Here is a 21899-nt window from a genome sequence, read left to right as displayed (position 1 = left end):
AGTATCAGCTGGAAAGTAGTTTTAATTTATTATGATAGAGCTTAGATGCAGGGTTGAACAGAAAGGTAACGTTTACAGCGCCGCACGCATCCGGCTGGGGCGACGTTTTTCAACGATCCTGCTTTTCGGTGCCGAGTTTTTCCTGTTGGGCTTGACCGGTTTGGTCTTTGGTTTGCCTGTCAGGTCGGAGCGGTTGAAAAACATATACCAGTCATCACGTGTTGCATTCACTGATGAAGCTTTGCTCCCGGACATGAACCTTTTGTTAAAGAAATGGACTACCCTGTCTATGAGTTGCAATGCTCCAACGGCCAGTACCATAGTTGAGAAAAGCAATCCTGACTCCATGAGCTCTCTCCTCTGCCGAGAGGAGAAGAGCACCGGGTGCTCTTTCCTCTCGAATCACTGAGTTTTCGGTTGTTCCAGTTTCTGAAATTTATCGTTCAACTGGGCATGACGTCAGCTCGGGTTGGCAGCTTCTTCCAATAGTTGGGCTTTTTCTTCCGCACGTGCCTGAATCATTCCCTTGATCATGGCCACAGAAATGATAATTCCAGCGACAGCCAGAGCGGCCATGAGAGCCCAGAAGCTCAGACTGTTAAGATTTGTTACCAGGCTTTCCTGAAGCTGGGGGATCAGATTGAGGTCAGCGAGATAACCGGGAATCTTTGCTCCCCTGGAGACCGCTACGATTAACATGACGGCGGCCATGACGAGCTTTATCATGTAATCTTTTACGTAAGTGGTACCAAGGGCGCCGAGCTGGACGCCGATAAGAGACCCTGCCAGGATAAGCAGAGTCATACGGATGTCGATAAGTCCCGAAAGACCCCACTGTATGGAACCCCAGGCTCCCATAATGAAAGCGACGATAAGTTCCGTTGCACTGGCAACCAGGGCTGAAGCGCCGACCACGTAGATCATGCCAGGAACACCTATAAATCCGCCGACGGCGATGGTGGCGGCCAACATGCCGGTGAACAGGCCAACGGGGATGGTTACCCAGGCAGAGATGCGCAGCTTGGCTACCTTGAATTCCATCATGGGCCAGATGTTAATTTTTTGAAGTCTTATTGCCAGGTCGGATGTTGTGGCTTCACTCTTGCCTTTGGCAAGTTTATACGCATCGATAAACACATAGCCGCCTACCAGAACCAGAACGCAGACGAAGACTACGCTTACGTAGAGGTTGGAACCTGCATTTCCCCAGCTGTTGAGGATGAATTTCTGAATCTTGATACCGATCTGTACGCCTACGATAGAGCTGACGGCAATGACCAGTCCGAGTTTGATATCAGCCTGACCGTACTTCCAGCGTTTGTAGGCACCTACCATGGCCTTGGGAAATTTGTGGCACATATTGCTGGCTACGGCTACTGCGCCAGGCGCTCCGAGTGACATCATGGCGGGGGTCAGCACAAAAGCTCCACCGGAGCCGATAAAGCCGGAGAGAAGACCGCCGATCAGTCCGATCAGCAAAAAAGCTACGATCTTATTCACTGTCATGTCCATGAACATGACGGAAATATCTTTAATGACGTTGGGGCCCGTATGGGTGTCGAGGCTGACCAGTACCTTCTTATTCAACGCCACGTCTTCGATCGCCATTCCCTCGCCCAGGGTAAGCACCTTGAGGTCATCGTGTCCATCAAGCTTGATTGTTGCTGTTCCTGCATTTCCATCGACCTGAACGAATACACCTTTCATTACATTCTTCGGTGGTGGTCCAGCTGCGAAGGCGTTTTGAGTCACGAAAGCCGATATGAGTACCGTTAAAAGTATAAAAAGGATTTTTTTCATGGTTGGTTGCTCCTGCTATTGGTGGACCTTCTGTTATTTTTTCGCCTCAAGTCCAAGAACACTCAGCAGGTTGCTGGCAAATGCTCCGTGGATAAATGAAAAAGCAAATGCTGTCATTACCGGAAATGCGGCGTGCCACCCGCCAAGAGTGAAGGTTTTGGTGACGAGACCTTCGTTGGAGAAGAGAAACAGGTAAGCAGAGAGAGACATTGCCCCGAAGAGGACCATTTGACCAACCGGCTTCTTCGGTTTGTAGGGTGTTTGAGTAGCAACGGTGGTTGCCACTTTGCTCTCTTTTCTTTCAGCCTTGGAAACGTTGGCTTTGCCGCTATTTACGGCGAGCTGAGTTTGCGGTTGAGTGATTTGGTTCATTTGCTGTTCATCTCCTTTGGCTTGTATTTTCAAGTTATCGGCAATACCTGCATGTGCTTTTGACCCCCGTGGTATTGCGGCTATGTAATGTTCTGTGTCCAGGTAGAGTGATTGCTTTCTTTTCTGTACCTATGATTTGCAACTTAGATGCCAAGCTCGCTATTTAAAATAAAAGCAATAAAAACAATAACATAAGACCTTTTATAGTTTTTGAAGCTAGTGTTGCAATATGCAACGTCAGAAAAAGCCAATGTTAATGTAAGTTTCTATTATTATTGAGATAGATTGGAAGGGGTAGGCTTCAGGCTGATTGTTTCAATATGCAACAGTCTTCAAGTCGTATAATGGGAATCCATGGAGAGATAAATGAACTTGGCGTAAGGGAAGAATCCTCCTGAAAACCAAATAATATCAATATTTTGATGATTAAAACAAAAAATATGAAGTGCAGTGGGAGATGTTTGGACAAGAGAATTATTGCTGGATGTGGAAAGTGCTCTCTGAAGATTGTTGCAATGTGAAACGGTTTCTGATCCATCCTTGAAAGAAAATATATCAATTACAGTAGATTCAACAAGATAAATGGACTGCATCATCGGGCATGAAATCTGCAGTGTGTAATGCGGCAATGAACAATAATTATGAACCTTCAACAGCTTTCTCGACAGGATGGAGCTATTGGACCCGATGCCGGATTCTAGTTTTAATGGGTATGAGGATATTCAACAGGGACTCATACAGCGTTCTTCAGTTATACTGATTGTGACACGGAATGGTCACTTGTCCGAAAAACTGATGAATTATGCCCTGGAGGTCGCTGGGAGGCTGCAATGTGCGGTTTTGGTGGCATATATCAATACCATGCCGCGGTTATGGGATGGAGGGCGGAGAATCAGGCGTTTTAACTCTGCCGTGGAGAAAAGTTTTACAGAGTTGACCAGCAGGGCTTGCGCAACTGGGATAACCGTCAGCCATGTCAAAGAATCCGGCAGGATTCGTAAGGTTGTTCACCGTCTCTGTTTGCTGGTCCGCAAAGTTTCTTTTGTGGTAGTTGATGAAGGTGTGCGAATTGATGATGCCGAACAGGGAGCTTCGGTACCGGTTTTCAGTATCGGTGGTGATGGCGGGGTGGCTGCGCGGGTACTTCGAAGGCAAAAACGGAACACACTGAACATTGATGATCTGGAGATAGAGGATAAGAAGGTAGTCGGCGAATATGTCAAAATGATTTGTTACGGCCTGTTGGCCATAGTCTTATACTGGCTGTTTTTCACCAATTCAAAGGCGATTGTGCAGTGCTGGTCAGCGGGCGGTTTGTATGCAATATTGCCCCTGTTGACTGTTTGCGTATTCTATTATGTCCAGCAACTGTTTCTCGATGGTCTTATTTTTTTCGTGTTTGAAAAAAATTCGAAAACAGGGAAAATTCCAATCCGTCAAGGGGAGGGCAGGAAGCGAGGCGCAGGTGCTATGAAGGTTGCGACCAAAAGGATTGGCCACTAAAATTCCGATTGTTAAACATGCAAATCAGACCATGAAACATTCCACTAAAACGATACTTGCAGCCATTGATAATTCAGAGGCGAGCCGATCAGTATTCAAAGAAACGCTGGTGCTTGCTTCAACTCTTCGGGCCAGGGTGGTCATTGTTGCTGTGACACCTAATTATGAAGGAAATATGAATCGATTCTGTATCGAGGATGCTCAGAAAAAATTTGATGAGCCTTTTCAGAAGATTTTGAAAGAGGCATTTGATTATGCGAATTCGCTAGGCTTGAGTCTGAAGACAGTCCATCGGAAAGGAAAGCCCAGCGATGAGATTCTAGAGGTAGCCCTGGAGGAGTCTGTTTCGCTTATTGTATTGGGAGGTAAACGGAAACTCCAGTTTGAAAGAATGTTACTCGGGCGAATCCTGGCGGAAATAGTCACCAACAGTAGCTGTGACGTCCTGGTTATACCGGAGGGTTCGGAAATCAGGTTTTCTAATATACTTGTGGATGTGGCTGAATCTGAACAAGGTATCATTGGAGAAATACGGGCATTCGATATTGCCGAAAGCTATGGCAGCCAGGTTCATGGGCTCTATTCAGTAGATATTCCGGCTGAGCGCTCATTACGGTATGGTGTTGCAAGAGAGGCTGAAGAAAAGGCCACAGCGGCTCTGGAGGCATTTTCCTCAAGGGCTGAGTTGCGTGGTATATCTGTTATCAACAGCATGGATTACAATATCCCGGAGCATTGTCTGGCAAACTATGCCAAAGCACGGCACATGGATCTTATTGTGCTTGGTGTAAGAACTGAGCAGGCTTTTATTGAGATATTCGGTGGCAGCACCATTGAGCGACTTGTTTCCATCAGTTCATGTCCAATCCTTGCAGTCAAGAATGGAGAAAGACAGGGCAGAGCCTCTGTAGCGGCTATTTTTTAATGAACGTAAAATGCAACTGCTACATTTTCATGGCATATACTGATTTCAGATCGCCACGACTGTAACAATCAAATGCGACCATGGTCTGGCAATACCGGCAACAGACCCCATCTCGTCAGTTACAAGAGATACCGGTTCTTCACCACTGTTCAATTTCGCTATAACTACCAGATCGAATGTGCCGTTGACAGAATAGACCTCGGAAACCCCGGTAAATACAGATAGTCCTTCAATTACTTTTACTAATTGTATCTCTTTGGTTTTGATCAGGAATATCGATGTGAGCGTAGTGCCTCCTCGGCTGAATTACAGGACGCAATTTTCCCTGTCTTCCAACGCTCCGCTACTGTCTTGAAATGTTAGATATCGGCCAACAGGCTGTCACCCGGGTCCCCTTGCCGGCTGCAGAGTTGATTGTCAAAGTACCATCGCACAACTCTGCGCGCTCTTTCATACCTTCAAGGCCAAGCCCACGATTGAAATCATCCGATTCAATGATTTTCTCAAGATCAAACCCTTTCCCGTTGTCTCTGATTGTAAGGTGGATTTCATCGTCAATTTTGAGCAGTGAGAAGAACAGGGTGTCCCCTTCACTGTATTTCGCAGCATTATTCATTGCCTCCTGGGCAATTCTGAATAGAACCGCTTTGAGTGGTGCAGGTATCAGTTCTTCTTGAATATTGATATTCAGGTCGATGGTGAATTGTTTGTAAACATCAAGATATTCACGGCAAAGCCATTGAATGGCGGCAATGGCGCCAAGTTCGTCGAGTATGCGTGGGCGTAATTCAACCTGCATCTTGCGTACTTCTGCTATGGCGCTTGCTATAATTCGGGAGGAGGTGTCTATGCAGTTACGCAGGTCCACCTCAGGCTTTTGTAGATTAGCCAGAATAGCGTGGACGGAATAGTTTACCGCCGTAAGTGATTGGCCAATACCATCATGAAGTTCGAGGGCCAGTCTCTTTCGTTCATCTTCCTGGCTGAGTATCAGTTTGGAGGAAAGGCGATGCAGTCGTGACTTGGAGTGGCGAAGAGCCAGGGTAATCTCTTTCTGGGCAGCGTTAGCCCTTGCAAGGCGCAGGTTCTGATATGCCATCTCAGACAACAGGTTGGCAAAAAGATAGAGTGAATTGCAGGTACGGTAAAACTGTTTGGAGTTCATGATAGGTACTTCATGATAGGCTGCCATAAAGGTGCTTTCATCGGTACCGATTTCCCTGGCGTATTCCCGCAGTCGATTTTCATCAACAGAGTTTGAAAGACGTACCTGTCCGATGAGCCAGTTGGCGACGTGCTTGCCCCCTACAATAATACTGGCCCCGCCATCCCACAGGCCACCACTTAGGCAGGGACGGATAGTAGGGCCCTGATGATTGGGTTTGCCTATGATGGAGTCGGAGTAAATGCAATTGGCCAGGCCCTGTTGAGTGGAGCGAATTACCTGGCGGCAGAAGGTGCAGAAGTTTTCCTGGCGGGTGATTGGCGTTCCATCGGGCATGGTGATGATTGAAGCAACACCGGTGACATCACAGAAAGCTTTCTGGATTGCCTCAAGTTCGACAATGGTGAAGAGGTCGGTGAACAAAATATTGTCCATATCCGTATCTGCCACGCGGTCACGTGTGAACTCAGTAGCACCTGTTGCCTGGGTTGCAGGCTTTGGGGATCGGTTTTCCCTTTCTGCGGCAGACCCATAATCGATAGAGTGGTTACTTAAAGTAAGCGGGCTTTTATGGATAATGACTTCTGTGTCGGTGTCTGCATCCGGCGTTAAAAAGCAGGCGAGTTTTTTGTCGGTCAAGCGAAAGGCATGTATATGGAACAGTCCGATGAAATTCCCTGATTCATCATAGTATACTCCGTGATAGCCCCAGTTGCTGCCCGTTGCCAGAATATGTTTATAGCGCTCGGGGACAACCGAGTCAGCCAATTGTGGAAAAGCCTGCTCGAGCCGCATGCCCTTGAGATTATCGTGGGTGATACGCAATAAGCGATCGGCCGCGCTGTTAGCCTTGTTGAAAATAAGCGCGTCGCCGGCATCCAGGGTGAAGACCTGACAGGGAACCGGCAGATTTTCCATGGTCTCTTCAATAGCGGGGAGAGGTTGAGCTTCCATTAGTACCAAGGGGGAGAACAGGAAGGCATGATCATGGTTGGATGATGCCGCTTTGGCGGGCAAGCTCGATAATTTCCCGCGCGCTGTGTACTTTCATTTTTTTCATCATGTTCGACCTGTGCCGGTCAACGGTTTTGGGTGAGATGAAGAGCATTTCTCCGATCTTCTGGTTGGTAAACCCTTCTGCCACAAGCTGAAAGATCTCACGTTCCCTCTTGGTGAGAGGTGAGAGAGGGTCATCGGCAGTGATACTTCCGGCGTCACTATCTATGATGTAATTATTGATAAGCTGGCGGGAGAGCACCCCGCTCAGATAGGCGTTGCCTTTAATAACGGACTTCATGGCTACGAAGAGTTCTTCGGGGTCGTCTCCTTTCAGCAGGTAGCCGTCTGCTCCTTCCTTAAGAGTCGGCAAGACATACTCCCTGGACGCATGCATGGTTATGACCAGAATACGTGTTTCAGGTATCTCGCATTTAATCTGCCGCAGGGTGGAAAGACCGCTCATTTTAGGCATGGAGAGATCAAGCAGGAGCAGATCCGGACGGGCCTTTTGGCAGATTTTCAATACATCCAGTCCATTATCCGCTTCACCGACAACCTCAAAGCCTTTTCGAGAGGAGATAAGGGCCTTCATACCTTCGCGGACAAGCAGGTGGTCTTCAGCAATAACAATGCGGATAGGTGTATTGGTCATAAAAATTATTCGAAGTACATGAGTAAAATGGCAATTCTTATCGCAACGTACTGCAAAAGTATAATGGAAAGAGGAAAAGAACAACCGAAGTTTACTATAAATGACAGGTTGTCGAGATGGGGTCATGCCTTGTGTCTTTGCTCTTTCATGCAGGTAGCTGCCTAAAAGATACAGTTATCCTGTAGGGAGAAATGGGGTGTTCCCCCCATTGTTCCGCATCATTGCCAAGACTATAACTCCGGATATTGAAGAGCTGAAGACCTTAGAAACTGGAGGGCGAAGGCGAAACAGGTATTGAGGTAAAGCACGAAATAAAGGAGTTGGTTATGGGGAACGGATATTGGGGCAAGGTTCTGAGAATTGATTTAACGACCAAAAAGACGACTATCGAGGAGGTAGGAGAGAGGGTTTGGAAACTCTACCTCGGTGGTGGCGGTTTTGGTGCCAAGGTGTTGTCTGATGAAGTTGGTTCTGAAGTTGGGCCATATGACGCAGAAAACAGGTTGGTTTTTGCCACCGGGCCATTGCAGGCAGCCAGGCAGACGGGAGCGGCGAAGTTCACTGTTGTCTCAAAATCTCCGGTTACCGGAATCTATGGTGAAAGCGCTGCCGGTGCAGGCTGGGGAATGGCCCTGAAAAATGCCGGTTACGATGCCCTGATCATACAGGGTAAATCGGAGTCTCCATGTTACCTGAAGATAGATGAAGACCTGGTTGAGATTTGCGAGGCGGCACAATTCTGGGGGAAGGATGCCTTTGAGGCGTCCGATGCGATTGTCGCTGATACAGGTTTGGAAAAATCTTCCATCTGTTCAATTGGCCAGGCTGGTGAGAAGAAGGTCGCCATAGCCTGTATCGTGGTTGATAAACATAGTTTTGCAGGTCGTTGCGGTCTTGGCGCGGTGATGGGGTCGAAGAACCTCAAGGCTGTGGTTGTGAATGGCACCAGAAAAGTCGCTGTTAATAAGCCGGAAAAACTGGCTGAGATCAATAAGAGTATCGGCAAAACAGTTCACGAAAACACCAAGGACTGGCTTCGTCTGCACGGTACCCCATTTGTTGAGATCGGCTGTGATGCCGACGGTGACACACCCACCAAAAACTGGAGCGAAGCTTCCTGGCCGGAAGGAGCAGAAAAACTCGGTGTGCCGAACTACACAGATGTGCTTGGTGCCAAGCCCCATGCCTGTAGTTCCTGCGTTGTTGGTTGTCACAGAGAGGTAGAGGTCGCAGAACCCGAAAAATATGCAATGAAAGGACCAGGACCCGAATATGAGGCGCTGGGTATGCTTGGTAACAACTGCCTGATGGATGATGTAAAAGCCCTTTCGCTGATGAATGATCTCTGCAACAGATACGGTCTGGATTGTATTTCAATGGGCTCATTTCTTGGTTACACCATGGATTGCCAGGAAAAAGGTTTGATGACTGCTGATGATATCGGCGGTGTTGAGCTGAAATGGGGCGATGCGGACACCATGATTGAGTTGATTCACAACCTCGGCAACCGTAAATCCGGGTTTGGTGAGTTGTTTGCTGATGGCTTGCTGCCTGCTGCAGAAAAACTCGGTGAGGAAGCTGTAGAGCTGGCACCGCATGTCAAAGGTCTTGATCTGCCTGCCCACGATCCTCGCGCGTTTTTCTCCCTGGCGGTCAACTATGCAACAGGTAATGTGGGGCCGCACCATGAGCGTGGTAATCCGCAGGTTGCCACCGCAGGTTTTCTGTTGCCCGAGGCCGGAGTCGATCAGGAAGTGGATCGTTTCCAGATGGAAAATTCAGAATTTGTTGCAGCAAAATACCAGGATTACGGAACACTTACCCAGGCAGCCTGCCACTGCAAGTTCATGCTTTTCGGCGGTTATAGCATGACCGTAATGCTCGATTCCATCAATGCTATCACCGGTTGGGAATGGAGCATGGACGATCTTTTGAAAGCCGCGGAGCGCATCTATACCCTGCAGCGTATGGTCAATGTAAAGTATGGCATAGACCGTAAGGATGACAAGCTACCTGCAGTGGTCTACAAGGCCAGCGAAAACGGCAGCCGGGCTGGTAAGGTGCCGCATAATATGGATGAAGCTCTCGATCGTTATTATGAGTTGCGAGGCTGGGATGACAATGGCGTGCCCAAATCCGAGACTCTTGAAGCATTGGGTATTCAGATATAGCCTGAAAATTTCAATCCCTTTCTCCCAGGGTATGTCGGTCTGCCGCTGATCGACATGCCTGGTCCGAGGTTGAATCAACCAATTATGAAAATAACAGTTTCATTGAAGCTCTTTGCCTCATTGGCAAAATACAAGCCATGTGACGATGGCCCTACCTGTTATGTTACCGTTCCTGTCGGCACGACGGTCGCAGATCTGGCGCGCGATCTCGCTGTTCCCGTGGAGAAGGTGAGAATGATCCTGATTAACGAGGCAACATGCGATCTCGAAACGGTTCTGGCTGAAGGTGATTACATCGTTTTATTTCCGACTATTGCTGGAGGTTGATACGAATTGTGTACAGAGCAGGAAAAGGCCCGGCAGGTAGAGTAACCAGCCGGGCCTTTTTCTTAGTGATTGACTGGAAAAAATAACAGATATGCTATCCTTCCAACGTTCAACGTCCATCGCCCAACGCCTAACTCACCTCAATTACCCCACCACTCGGGGGCACGAATCTCGACCCCAGCGTATAGCGTGAGCCTGGTGAATAGAAGACAGAATAGGTGGCGATAAGATTACCGACCCATGTCGTGCGGTAGAGGGCAAGGCAGGGCTCGGCGGAATTGATTTCAAGCAACTCCCGGACCCATGGGTCGGGGATAAGCGCTTCAACCACATGTTCAACAGCTGTTATCGGCGCAAGACTCAGCAGGTATTCGTTGGGAGTGACAGAGGTGAAATCCTGTTTGAGATATTCCGGTGCGAAGGCTGGATTGATATACCTGCTGGAGAGCTGAATTGGTATAAGGTTGTCCCGATGGACGATGACAGAATGAAAGACACTTGAGTACGGTTGCAACTCCATCCTGGCGGCAACCCCGGGCTGTGCTTTTTCTTCTTGTAACAGATGCACAGTACAGGAGTATTTACCTCCCCGCGCTTCGATCTCTCTGGCTATGGAGTTGATCTCAAGTAACGCTGCCTGCGGTTTCTTTTCAGCGACAAAAGTTCCGAGCCCCTGCCTGCGGATGAGACGTCCTTCTGCGCTCAATTCTCTTAAAGCACGGTTGACCGTCATTCTGGATACTCCGGTGGCAGCAACCAGCTCCGCTTCAGAGTCAATTTTCATATCGGCATGCCATTCGCCGGAATGTATTTTCCTGAGTATATACTCTTTAACCTGCTGATAGAGTGGTGGAGCATTTTCTCCGGTTGAAAGCGATGCTGGTTTTGAGCTGCTCATGATTATGCCTGTTATTTGAAACTTGGTATCAGTGAGGAATCGACCAGATGATTTAACTCACCCTGTTGGATGAGCTCGCAGATTTTTGCAATATCAGGGGAAAAATATCTGTCCTTGTCATAGAAAGGCACTCGATTTCTCACCTGATCCTTGGCGGATTCAAGCAGCTCGCTGCTCTTGAGTGGTGCCCGGAAGTCCAAGCCCTGACAGGCGGCGAGTAATTCAATGGCGAGCACGTTGGCACTATTTTCTGCCATATCGGTGAGCCGTCTTGCGGCAAAGGTTGCCATGGAAACATGGTCTTCCTGGTTGGCCGAGGTGGGCAGACTATCGACGGAAGCAGGGTGGGCCAGGGATTTATTTTCACTGGCAAGTGCGGCAGAGGTTACCTGGGCGATCATAAAACCAGAGTTCAGCCCGCCTTTCTCAACCAGAAATGGCGGCAGTTTACTCATGTTCGAGTCGATAAGCAGGGCCATCCTGCGTTCAGAGAGTGAGCCGATTTCGGCTATTGCCAGTGCCAGGTTATCTGCTGCCATTGCGACCGGTTCGGCATGGAAATTGCCGCCAGAGAAAATATCATTCACTTCCGCAAATACCAGTGGGTTGTCAGAGACAGCGTTGGCTTCGATTAAAAGCGTATCGGCCGCGTTTCGTATCTGGGTCAGGCAGGCGCCCATCACCTGGGGCTGGCATCTGAGTGAGTAGGGGTCCTGCACAGCTTCGCAGTCGAGATGGGAAACTTCAATCTCGCTATGCTGCAGCAGGTCACGATACATCCTGGCTGCATCAATCTGTGCCTGGTGGCCCCGCACCTCATGGATCAAAGGATCGAAAGGTCTGCGACTGCCCATGGCCGCCTCAACAGAAAGGGAACCTGTTACCACTGCGGCGGCAAAGAGATCCTCAGCCGCAAAAAGTCCTTTAAGAGCCAGCGCGGTGGAGGCCTGGGTACCGTTGAGCAGGGCTAGTCCCTCTTTGGGGTGCAGGGTAAAAGGGGAGAGACCGGCGATTGTCAGACCTTCTTTGCCGGTCAATCGCTTTCCCTTATGCATCACTTCGCCTTCGCCCAGCAACACGGTGCTCATGTGTGCGAGCGGGGCAAGGTCACCGGATGCTCCCACGGAACCCTTCACCGGTATGCAGGGGTAAACCTCATGATTCACCAGCTGCACCAGAGCATCGATTACCTCATAGCGAATGCCGGAATAACCGCGAGCCAGACTGTTGATTTTCAGTACCATCAGCAGCCTGGTGGTGGATTCGCTCATCAGGTTGCCGACTCCGGCTGCGTGGGAAAGAACGATTGATTCCTGCAAATGCTCAAGTTCATCTCTTGGTATCACAGTATGGGCCAGCAGGCCAAAACCGGTATTGATACCGTAGATGACGCGGCCCTCATCTATAAGCTTGCGTACCGTTGCAACGGAATCATCGATGGCATTACGACAGGCTGGGTTGAGACTGATCCGGGTAGCCTCTCTGGAGACGGAGCGGAGCTCTTCGAGGGAAATTTTTCCTGGTTCTATTTCAAATGTGCGCATAGTTCGTCAGAATGAAGTAACGGGCTTCACAGAGTTGAACCCCGATTAGAATGTGTTGCATCTGTGAAATCAGATGGAGTGTCAGTCGAATGTGCTGACAATGTATATACAAATTTAATCTCGTTCAAGATGAAAATTCAAGCTATTGAGGTTAGATGTAGGTAAATAGCCGAATTGTTGAAGTTGATTGAAATATTCACTTGTATATACAAGCTGGAGCGTTTAGCATATTATCTGATATGAATTCAAGAGAGGTTTTATCCCATGAGCGTGCGGGTAAATCTCAATGTCATGCTGAATACGAGTTAAATTGCAGCGATATCAGACAAAGACCAACCAAAAAAGAGGTTGCAATGCAAACCAATGTAACGGCCGCAAAGGCTATGACCATACGACTAGATGACGAGCTACCACGGCAGAAGGAATTTTTGGAAGGTATACGCCGTGCTCCTGATCGTGGATTTCGGCTCACCCAGTCACAGACCATGACCGCGCTGAAAAATGCGCTTCGCTATATTCCAGAGCAACACCACCACGAGTTAATCCCGGAGTTCCTGGAGGAGTTACGCACCAGAGGCCGTATATACGGTTACCGTTTCCGGCCCGAGGGAAGACTCTACGCTAAACCGATTGACGAATACACCAGCAATTGCCTTGAGGGAAAAGCCTTTCAGGTAATGATCGATAATAATCTCGACTTTGATGTCGCCCTTTACCCCTATGAGCTGGTCACCTACGGCGAGACCGGAGCGGTCTGTCAAAACTGGATGCAGTACCGATTGATCCGGAAATATCTGGAAGCGCTTACCGACCATCAAACTCTGGTTATGCAGTCAGGCCATCCGCTTGGCCTTTTCAAGTCGAGTCCCGATCAACCCAGGGTGATCATTACCAACGGCTTGATGGTGGGCCTCTATGACAACCCGGATGACTGGGAGATCGCTACCCAGATGGGTGTCTCCTCCTACGGTCAGATGACCGCCGGGGGCTGGATGTATATCGGCCCCCAGGGAATCGTGCATGGCACTTACAACACCCTGCTCAATGCCGGTCGTAAGATGTGTGGAGTACCCGCTGAAGGTGATCTGCGTGGTCTGCTGTTTGTCTCGTCGGGCCTGGGCGGAATGAGCGGTGCACAGCCGAAAGCTGCGAAAATTTCAGGTGCGGTATCAATCACCGCCGAGGTGGATATTTCCCGTATTACTACCCGCCATCAGCAAGGCTGGGTAGATGTGGTTTCAAGTGATATGGAGGAAGTACTGCGTCTGGCTGGAGAAGCCAGAGTTGCGAAAGAAAATCTCTCCATCGCCTATCATGGCAATGTGGTGGACCTGCTCGAGTACATCGCGGACCGGGAGTTTGAGGTGGAGTTGCTATCCGACCAGACCTCCTGTCATGTGGTATACGATGGTGGCTATTGTCCTGCCGGTATCAGCTTTGAGGAACGCACCCGTTTACTGGCAACTGACCGGGAGCGATTCAAAAAACTGGTCGATACAAGCCTGAGACGACATATCGCAGCAGTGCAGAGGCTGAAAGAACAGGGCACCTATTTCTTCGATTACGGCAACGCCTTTTTGAAAGCCGTTTTCGATGCAGGGGTCACGGAAGTTGCCAAAAACGGTGTGGATGCACGGGATGGTTTCATTTATCCCTCTTATTTCGAGGATATCATGGGGCCGATCTTTGATTACGGATATGGCCCGTTCCGCTGGGTATGCCTGAGCGGAAAACATGATGATCTCAAAAAAACCGATGCCGCGGCGATGAGCTGCATCGATCCGGAGCGCAGGGCGGAAGATCGTGATAATTATATCTGGATACGCGATGCGGAGCAAAACAAGCTGGTCGTAGGTAGTCAGGCGCGAATCCTCTATTCAGATGCCGGCGGCCGGGCTGCTATTGCTCTCAAGTTTAATGAGATGGTGCGAAATGGGGAAGTGGGAACGATTATGCTTGGTCGCGACCATCACGACCCGGGCGGTACCGACTCCCCATTTCGTGAGACTGCGAATATTTACGACGGTTCCAATGTCTGCGCTGATATGGCCACGCATTGTTTTGCGGGTAATGCAGCGCGCGGTATGTCGCTGGTGGCACTGCATAACGGCGGTGGCACCGGTATTGGCAAAGCTATCAACGGTGGCTTCGGCATGGTGCTCGATGGCAGCGACCGGGTGGATGAAATCCTGCGTTCAGCCATGAGCTGGGATGTTATGGGTGGGGTCGCACGCCGCAACTGGGCGCGCAATCCTAACGCAATGGATGTGGCCATGGCCTATAATCGCGACAACAGCAATGGAGACCAGATCACCATTCCCTATGTGAGCGACGAAGAGGCGGTTGAAAGTGCGGTAGTGGATCTCTTTACCCGGTTGCAGAAATAGAGAGGCTGGCATTATGTACATATTGTTTAAAAACTGTAGGATATTCACCCCAGTCGATCGAGGCGTACCATGCGGTGGTAACAGTCAGGGCGAGTTGGCATCGTTTCCAGATGGCGCGCTGCTTGTTGCAGGTGATGGCAGAATTGTCGCGATTGGTGAAGAGCACGAGGTTACCAAAGAGGCATCAACGCTCAGCAAGGTCAAGACGATGGATATGCAGGGCAAATGCCTGATCCCAGGTTTTGTCGACCCGCATACCCATATGTGCTTTGCCACACGTCGCGAGGCAGAGTTTGAGTTGCGGCTTGCCGGAACACCGTATCTGGAAATCCTGAAAAAGGGTGGGGGAATCCTCTCCTCGGTTCGGGCGGTGGCTGAAGCCACCGAGTCCGAATTATATGAAGTAACCAGAAAGCATGCACTGTCCGCTTTGAAAAGCGGTACCACCACCTTGGAAATCAAGAGTGGCTATGGGCTCAATACAGAGAGTGAACTCAAGCAATTACGGGCTATTGGTAAACTCGCCAGAGAAGGTGTGCAGGATGTGGTGGCAACTTTTCTCGGTGCCCACGCCATTCCGCTGGAATTTAAACACAACCCCGATGAATTCATTACCCTGGTGATAGATGAGATGTTGCCCGCGGTAGTAGAGCAAGGTATCGCTGCTCAATGCGACATTTTCTGCGAAGTGGGGGTGTTTACCATTGAACAGGGGCGGCGCTTGCTTAAAGCAGCCCAAGCACAGGGCATGAAGGTGAAGATTCATGCCGATGAGGTGCATGATCTCGGTGGGGCGGGCTTGGCTGCAGAACTCATGGCGTGCTCTGCGGATCATCTGCTTGCTGCTTCTGACGAAAATATCAGGACAATGGCGGCTCATGGCGTTGTGGCTAATCTGTTGCCAGCCACGGCCTATAGCCTGAGGAAACCCTATGCCCGGGCCAGGTTTATGATCGACAATAACCTGCCTGTGGCGCTGGCCACTGATTGTAACCCCGGTTCCAGTTATACAGAGTCGATGCCATTCGTTATCGGACTTGCAGTGCTCAATATGAATATGACACCGGCGGAAGCTCTGGTTGCCGCCACCTTGAATGCAGCCTATTCCATCGGTATGGCAGATAAAGTGGGCAGCCTTGATGTTGGCAAGCAGGCTGATTTTCTGACCCTTGATGGGGACTCACCGGCAATTCTTGCATATCATGCCGGAGTATCGCCGGTTCAAGAAGTGTATAAGAAAGGGGTTCGGGTGGTTTGACGACGTTAACCGCAGGTTGGACGTTGGATGTTGGATGGGGGATTTGAAAAACCTGGGTGCGTGAAGTTAGAAGAGCATTGTGAGGCGTGAGGTGACAGGGGTTAGGAGTAAACATCCTCTGAATCGATGCTCGGTAAAGAATGATAATAGAAAATCAGGGTACTGGATGCCATGAAGAAGATAATAGAATGCGTTCCGAACTTTTCTGAAGGAAGAGATCCGGAGATCATAGAAGCGATCGCGGAGGCGATCAGAAATGTGAAAGGCTGTTCCCTGATTGATGTTGATCCGGGGCGTTCCACCAATAGAACAGTCTATACTTTCGTGGGCGGGCCGGAGAGCATCATTGAAGGTGCGTTGGCGGCAGCAAGGGTGGCGCGGGAGCGGATCGACATGCGAAAGCATGGTGGTGAACATCCCAGGTTCGGAGCCATGGATGTCTGCCCGTTTGTACCGGTGGCAGGTGTTACCATGGCTGAATGTGTTGAAATCGCCAAAAAGTTCGCAGCACGGGCTGCCCAGGAGTTGAAAATTCCTTTGTACCTCTACGAAGAGGCGGCAGAACATGACTATCGGCGCAAATTGCCAGATGTGCGCGCCGGAGAATATGAGGGACTTGCCGAAAAACTGCAGGACCCCAGGTGGAAGCCGGATTTCGGTCCAACCGACTTTGTACCGGAATGGGGCATCACCGCCACCGGGGCCAGAAAGTTCCTGATTGCCTACAATGTCAATATCCTCGGTACTTCCAACCAGGCCCACAGGATTGCCCTCAACTTGCGGGAAGCCGGCCGCGGTGAAGACAGCCCCGGTAGCTTGAAAGAAGTTAAGGGGATGGGCTGGTTTGTTGATGAGTATAACCTGGCTCAGGTCACGGTAAACCTCAACGACTATCAGGTCACACCTATCCATGTGATGTACGAGGAGGCTAAAAAAGAGGCTGCGGCATTGAATCTTGCCGTAACAGGTTCTGAAATTGTGGGTGTAGTGCCGCTGGAGGCGATGTTGATGGCAGCGGATTATTACATAGAAAAAGAAGAGCTATTCATCTATCAGGAAGATCAGAAAATCAGGCTGGCAGTGGAACGGATGGGTCTGAATTCGGTGGCGCCGTTCAAGCCGGAAGAAAAGATAATTGAATATATTGTGGCAGAAGAGCCCGATGAACCTCTTGCCGGTATGAGCGTGCGGGAGTTTATCGAAGAGATCGCTGCCAGAAGCTCGGCACCAGGCGGTGGCTCTGCTTCGGCAGCGGTGGCGGCAATCGGGTCGGGGCTGGGTTCCATGGTAGCCAAGCTCACCTGGGGGGTACGTAAATTTGAGGGTGTGCAGCCGAAGATGATGGAAGCCATTCCGGTGCTTCATGAAGTGACCCAAAAGTTGATACCAATGATAGATGCTGATACCTCGGCCTTCAATGAGTATATGGAAGGCTTGCGTATGCCCAAAAATAGTGAGGCCGAAAAAAAGGCCCGGACCGCGAAGATGCAGGCAGGGTTGAAGACTGCGATTCAGGTGCCGCTCACCACCATGCGCTTGGCCGATTCCGCCTGGGATGCGCTCAATCTGGTGGCTGCATATGGTAATCCAGCTTCAAAATCAGACACTCAGGTTGGCGCCCGCTCTCTGGAGACCGGTATCTGGGGAGCATATCAGAACGTGCTGATCAATATGGCAGGGATAAAGGACGAGGAGTATCGCCAAGCTACTTTGGCAGAAGCTGAACAACTCACGCTGCGGGCCAAAGAGCAATGCGAGAAAGTTCTTAACTTGCTGGAACATTGATAAATCTGGATTTGGCGTTGCAATCAAATCTGATAACCAGAATCTAGTCTGTGTGAGCCTATTTGAAAGTATAGTCCATCACTGTATTGGCTGAAAATGGAACAGCTTACGATAGTGTTGAGCTTGAACATTTACAGGAAAAACCTTCGCGACAGAAAGGTTGCAATCGTTTGATAGTGTTAATGATAATCTGTGAACTGAGATTGCGGGATAGAGCTATGAAATTTACCACGGTGAACAAATGAATACCGTTGCATGATTGTACATATAGTTTCTACTACAATGCTGGATACGATGTTATGACGTGAATAAAAAGGCAGATCTATTTTAGGACCTGCCTTTTTATCCCCATATGACGGTGAGCTTACTTTTTCTTTCTCCTGCTCATTCCGGCAAGTCCGGCAAGACCAGCTCCGAAGAGGAGCATTGTTGCTGGTTCTGGAATTGGCTCTGGTGAAGCGTACTGAGCATCATGGGAGTATGGGGCATTCGCCTTGACTAAAAATTGATTCTCAAAATCACCAGGATTATATTTTCCATCTCCAAAGATCGTTAAAAGATCCATGTGGATACCTTCAACTCCAGGGTCATAGTACAATACGTCTACTACAAAATCTTCAATGTAGCCCTTACCCGACCCAGACTCTCCTTCCTCTGTATTCCAAATGTCTTCAAGGACATCATCAAATCTAAACTCATAAACTTCATAATATGTTGGGAAAACACTATGAGGCGAAAGGCTATTCAGGTCTTCCGGCGGAGGTGTCCCAAAACCTGAATCCACAAGGGTTACACCACCATCGTTGAAAATATCTATATCAAAGAGATCTGTAGCGGAATCAGCGTTCGGGACTGCGGAAAAAACCAAATAAGCGTATTGCATAATTGCCCCATCTGTATCCCATGCGTAATCTCCATCTCCCCCGTCCGCCTGAGTGGCATTGGCCAACGCTTGCAGGTTATATGGATCATCACTTGTATACCAGGTGTCGTCTCCTCCGCCAATATAAGTCCAATCACCTGTTCCAGGTCCTAACTGTAATGCTGGTAATGCATATGCTGTTGTTCCAAATGCTGCCATTCCAAATACAATAGCAGCAATCGTCAGTGATTTTTTCATATCTATTCCCCCTCTGGGTTAATACGGGTAAAAAGTTCAATTACTAAGACGCTACGTAATTGGACCTTATTGTTTGATATGCTAAGGCACAATTGAACGTTGACAATGGGGTTAGGTATGTCCATTCGATTGAAATCTCGATTAAAATATCAAGAGAGTATTGTGTTTGTAGGGCCTCTGGTGAATTCCTCGCACAAGAATAGTTCTCAAAATTAAATGAGAAAAAATCATGGAAGTATCGATTTTCTGCCGAACGCTTCAGGAGGCTTAGGTTGAGATTGCCAGACGAAACCTTTTCAGGCTGTAACAGGTTCTCAGCTTGAGATACTCGCTGTGAACTGAACCGCTACGCGGAAAAACCGACCAACCAGCCTCCCTTTTATTCCACCTCTTCCAGCAAGAAATTCATTTCTACCATTACTTCCTTGATTGATAAGATACTGTAGTAGCGTCCTTATCAACTCAACCAAGGAGGTGCGTCATGAGTAGTCCGATCCGAGACGAGTTCGTCGAACACATGAATTTTCACGGTCTCACCCATGAGACCCAGCGTGGGTACATCAGTGGGGTCAGATGCCTGGCAAAGTACTACAATCAGTCCCCGGAGAAGCTGAGCAATGACCAGGTGCGGGGCTATTTCCGCCATCTGCTGCTGGAGAAAAAACTGGCATGGAGTTCATGCAAGACCTATCTCTCAGGCATCACCTATTTCTACCGTCATATTTGCGACCGGGAGGTTGATGACCGCTTTGGCCTGCCGCCGAAACCACGGAGCAAGAAACTACCGGCCGTACTGTCAATGGAAGAGGTAGGCCGTCTTCTGGGCTGCATTGATAACCTTAAACACCGGGTTCTGCTCAAGACCATCTACAGCGCAGGGCTTAGAGTCGGGGAAGCTATTCGCCTCAAGCCGGAGCATATTGAAAGCGATCCGTCCAGGATGGTAATCAGGGTCCAACAGGGCAAGGGACGCAAGGATCGCTATACGGTTCTGTCCAGACAGTTGCTCCCTGAACTGCGGGCCTATTGGCAGGAGTACAAGCCCAAGCTGTGGTTGTTTCCCGGCCAGAAGCCCGGAACCCATATCAGAAGTGCTTCCGTCTCGATGATGCTCTACGCAGCTAAAAAAAAATCGGCTTAACCAGGGAATGCAGTCTCCATACTCTCAGACACAGCTTTGCCACCCACCTCCTCTATAAAGGCTACGACCTTTATACCATCAGCCAACTGCTCGGCCACAGCAACATAGAAACAACGACGATCTATCTGCATCTGGTTCCAGCCAGGTATGTCCAACTCAAGAGTCCGCTTGATCTGCTGGACGAGACGAAGGAGGGAGCAGATGAAAGATAATGGCAACACACCGGAGATTGCCGATATCTTTCGCAGATATGGTAAGAAATACCGGGATATGCATGTGGTGGGATCGCAGCAATATAAGGTCATGAGACGCATCGAAATATGTCGGACCGCTGCCCTTGGAGGCCATGTCGAAGCCTGTAATCATTGCGGTTATAGCCGCAACGCATATAACTCCTGCCGGGACAGACACTGTCCGAAATGCCAGACCATGGTCAAGGAGAAATGGCTCAGTGACAGAAGGACAGAACTGCTGCCTTGCCCCTATTTTCACAACGTTTTCACTTTGCCGCATGAGCTTAATCCCCTGGTTATGGGCAATAAACACATTATGCTGACTCTGCTGTTTACCGCAGTCAAAGAAACATTGCAGGTCTTCGCCCGTGATCCGCAGTGGCGCCTTGGGGGCCAACTCGGCTTCATTTCCGTGCTTCACACATGGAATCAGAAACTCATGGACCACTACCACCTGCACTGCATCATCCCGGCAGGAGTTCTTTCATTTGATCGTACAAGCTGGACCGGCACCAGAAGAAAATATTTATTCCGGGTTCAGTCATTGGCGAAGGAGTTCAAAAAACGCTATCTGGACAAGCTAGAAAGGGCACATAAGAAAAACCTCCTTTCTTTCCCTGGCAAGGTTGCAGGGCTGCAAGAGAAAAAACAGTTCCTGACGTTCATAGAAACGTTGCGTGGCAAGCAGTGGATCACTTATGCCAAACAGCCCTTTGGTGGACCGGAACAGGTACTCGAATATCTCGGTCGCTATACCCACCGGGTGGCAATAACCAACAACCGGATCATTGCTATCGATGATGGCAAGGTTAGCTTCAGGTATCGGGACCGCAGCGACGACAATAAGGAAAAAGAACTTACCCTCAGTGCTGAAGAATTTATCAGGCGATTTCTCCTGCACGTGCTGCCGAGCGGCTTTACCAAAATCCGCTATTACGGCTTCCTGGCTCATGCTAACAAGAAAACCTGCATCGCTTTAATCCGCACCCTGATCGGTTCAGACGTCAAATATACACAGAAAACAGTGGAGACCGTTCAGGAGATGATGCTGCGCTTGACCGGCATCGACATCTGCTGCTGCCCGCAGTGCGGCAAGGGAAAGCTGGTCTATCTCAGGCCGATTACCGACCTGGCTTATGATGATAGCTCCTGATCAGGTTTCTGTATCAGGATTTATCTAATTTCCAGATATACCGATGTTGGATTCAACAGGATAGCTGCGTCTTGCACAGGTGAAAATTGCGAGCAAATACGTGGGTGCCATGAAAAAATATACATTTTGTCGCATAGCCAGCGTCATCAAAGACCAGTTTCGCCGGCTATGCTCGAAAGACCCGCTTCTCAATATTGCACCACGACCGATAAACAGTAATCAGGAACCGCAATTAATCCCCATAGCATAACGTTTCCGGCCACAACTCCCCCGCAGTTCAGTTCTCAAGGTTTATCAATAATTGCAGCATGTTTTGTTGTGAATTCAAGGACTGCCAGAGCGCAACTATTGATAAACCTATTCTGTTTATTTTAGGCTGGAATACTTTAAAGCATGGTTGTGAATGTGTTAGGCAGTCTGGTCGACTGCAGGGCATTATCTTTCTGTACTCTGAAGAATTAAATTG

At 49.2% G+C, this 21899-nt stretch carries 17 protein-coding genes and 1 pseudogene; 9 read left to right on the top strand and 9 right to left on the bottom strand.

All coding sequences use genetic code 11. The annotated features are described in order from the left end of the window. Window positions 1-72 precede the first annotated feature (72 nt). The 3 genes from FCL45_RS17225 to FCL45_RS17215 all read right to left on the bottom strand — a co-directional run bounded on the left by FCL45_RS17225 (window position 73) and on the right by FCL45_RS17215 (window position 2172). Window positions 73-348 carry a hypothetical protein gene (locus FCL45_RS17225; protein ID WP_136799832.1) on the bottom strand — a complete coding sequence of 92 codons (276 nt, stop codon included), beginning with the start codon at window positions 346-348 and terminating at the stop codon, window positions 73-75. Between the two features lie 111 nt (window positions 349-459). Then, window positions 460-1518, bottom strand: a complete 1059-nt coding sequence (locus FCL45_RS17220) for a sulfite exporter TauE/SafE family protein (protein ID WP_136799846.1) — start codon at window positions 1516-1518, stop codon at window positions 460-462. Between the two features lie 315 nt (window positions 1519-1833). Beyond that, the gene (locus FCL45_RS17215) at window positions 1834-2172 is read right to left on the bottom strand and encodes a hypothetical protein (RefSeq protein ID WP_136799833.1); all 339 of its coding nucleotides are present in this window, start codon (window positions 2170-2172) and stop codon (window positions 1834-1836) included. A gap of 780 nt (window positions 2173-2952) precedes the next feature. On the opposite strand from FCL45_RS17215, the gene FCL45_RS17210 reads away from it, so the two are divergent. Then, complete coding sequence (locus tag FCL45_RS17210) at window positions 2953-3675, top strand: hypothetical protein (RefSeq protein WP_136799834.1); 723 nt, start codon at window positions 2953-2955, stop codon at window positions 3673-3675. Window positions 3676-3706: 31 nt separating this feature from the next. Next, window positions 3707-4600, top strand: a complete 894-nt coding sequence (locus FCL45_RS17205) for a universal stress protein (protein WP_136799835.1) — start codon at window positions 3707-3709, stop codon at window positions 4598-4600. 45 nt (window positions 4601-4645) lie between these two features. Here FCL45_RS17205 and FCL45_RS25365 read toward each other — a convergent pair whose 3' ends face one another. The 3 genes from FCL45_RS25365 to FCL45_RS17195 all read right to left on the bottom strand — a co-directional run bounded on the left by FCL45_RS25365 (window position 4646) and on the right by FCL45_RS17195 (window position 7416). Beyond that, window positions 4646-4867 (bottom strand): Lrp/AsnC ligand binding domain-containing protein, encoded by a 222-nt coding sequence (locus FCL45_RS25365; RefSeq protein WP_420811238.1) that lies wholly within the window; start codon window positions 4865-4867, stop codon window positions 4646-4648. 76 nt (window positions 4868-4943) lie between these two features. Continuing rightward, window positions 4944-6719, bottom strand: a complete 1776-nt coding sequence (locus FCL45_RS17200; protein ID WP_136799836.1) for a PocR ligand-binding domain-containing protein — start codon at window positions 6717-6719, stop codon at window positions 4944-4946. Window positions 6720-6750: 31 nt separating this feature from the next. After that, on the bottom strand, window positions 6751-7416 hold the full coding sequence (locus tag FCL45_RS17195; protein ID WP_136799837.1) for a response regulator: 666 nt from the start codon (window positions 7414-7416) through the stop codon (window positions 6751-6753). A gap of 326 nt (window positions 7417-7742) precedes the next feature. Here FCL45_RS17195 and FCL45_RS17190 point away from each other — a divergent pair, with 326 nt between their 5' ends. Both FCL45_RS17190 and FCL45_RS17185 read left to right on the top strand, forming a co-directional pair. Then, window positions 7743-9587, top strand: a complete 1845-nt coding sequence (locus FCL45_RS17190) for an aldehyde ferredoxin oxidoreductase family protein (protein WP_136799838.1) — start codon at window positions 7743-7745, stop codon at window positions 9585-9587. 84 nt (window positions 9588-9671) lie between these two features. Beyond that, entirely contained in the window at window positions 9672-9914 is a 243-nt protein-coding gene (locus FCL45_RS17185) for a MoaD/ThiS family protein (protein ID WP_167495926.1), read from the top strand. Window positions 9915-10044: 130 nt separating this feature from the next. Here FCL45_RS17185 and hutC read toward each other — a convergent pair whose 3' ends face one another. Both hutC and hutH read right to left on the bottom strand, forming a co-directional pair. Next, on the bottom strand, window positions 10045-10812 hold the full coding sequence (gene hutC / locus FCL45_RS17180) for a histidine utilization repressor (RefSeq protein ID WP_136799840.1): 768 nt from the start codon (window positions 10810-10812) through the stop codon (window positions 10045-10047). 11 nt (window positions 10813-10823) lie between these two features. After that, a complete protein-coding gene (gene hutH, locus FCL45_RS17175; RefSeq protein WP_136799841.1) occupies window positions 10824-12356 on the bottom strand; it encodes a histidine ammonia-lyase in 1533 nt (510 codons plus the stop codon). A 353-nt stretch (window positions 12357-12709) separates the two neighbouring features. Here hutH and FCL45_RS17170 point away from each other — a divergent pair, with 353 nt between their 5' ends. The 3 genes from FCL45_RS17170 (at window position 12710) to ftcD (ending at window position 17786) form a co-directional block, all read left to right on the top strand. Next, on the top strand, window positions 12710-14743 hold the full coding sequence (locus tag FCL45_RS17170; RefSeq protein WP_136799842.1) for a urocanate hydratase: 2034 nt from the start codon (window positions 12710-12712) through the stop codon (window positions 14741-14743). Window positions 14744-14756: 13 nt separating this feature from the next. Further along, window positions 14757-16001 carry an imidazolonepropionase gene (hutI, locus tag FCL45_RS17165; protein WP_136799843.1) on the top strand — a complete coding sequence of 415 codons (1245 nt, stop codon included), beginning with the start codon at window positions 14757-14759 and terminating at the stop codon, window positions 15999-16001. Window positions 16002-16172: 171 nt separating this feature from the next. After that, window positions 16173-17786 (top strand): glutamate formimidoyltransferase, encoded by a 1614-nt coding sequence (ftcD, locus tag FCL45_RS17160; RefSeq protein ID WP_136799844.1) that lies wholly within the window; start codon window positions 16173-16175, stop codon window positions 17784-17786. Window positions 17787-18150: 364 nt separating this feature from the next. On the opposite strand, the gene FCL45_RS24710 is transcribed toward ftcD, so the two are convergent. Next, window positions 18151-18906 (bottom strand): choice-of-anchor N protein, encoded by a 756-nt coding sequence (locus FCL45_RS24710; protein ID WP_136799845.1) that lies wholly within the window; start codon window positions 18904-18906, stop codon window positions 18151-18153. Between the two features lie 481 nt (window positions 18907-19387). On the opposite strand from FCL45_RS24710, the pseudogene FCL45_RS17150 reads away from it, so the two are divergent. Beyond that, window positions 19388-20259 (top strand): annotated as a pseudogene (locus FCL45_RS17150) (tyrosine-type recombinase/integrase). Beyond that, window positions 20249-21433 carry an IS91 family transposase gene (locus FCL45_RS17140; protein ID WP_176360060.1) on the top strand — a complete coding sequence of 395 codons (1185 nt, stop codon included), beginning with the start codon at window positions 20249-20251 and terminating at the stop codon, window positions 21431-21433. Before FCL45_RS17150 ends, FCL45_RS17140 begins: the two are co-directional and overlap by 11 nt. The last annotated feature ends 466 nt before the right edge of the window (window positions 21434-21899 follow it).

The organism is Desulfosediminicola ganghwensis (assembly GCF_005116675.2).
Taxonomy (GTDB): domain Bacteria; phylum Desulfobacterota; class Desulfobulbia; order Desulfobulbales; family Desulfocapsaceae; genus Desulfopila; species Desulfopila ganghwensis.
The sequence above is the reverse complement of the archived record's forward strand: the minus strand, read 5'-3'. Positions and strand labels throughout refer to the sequence as shown.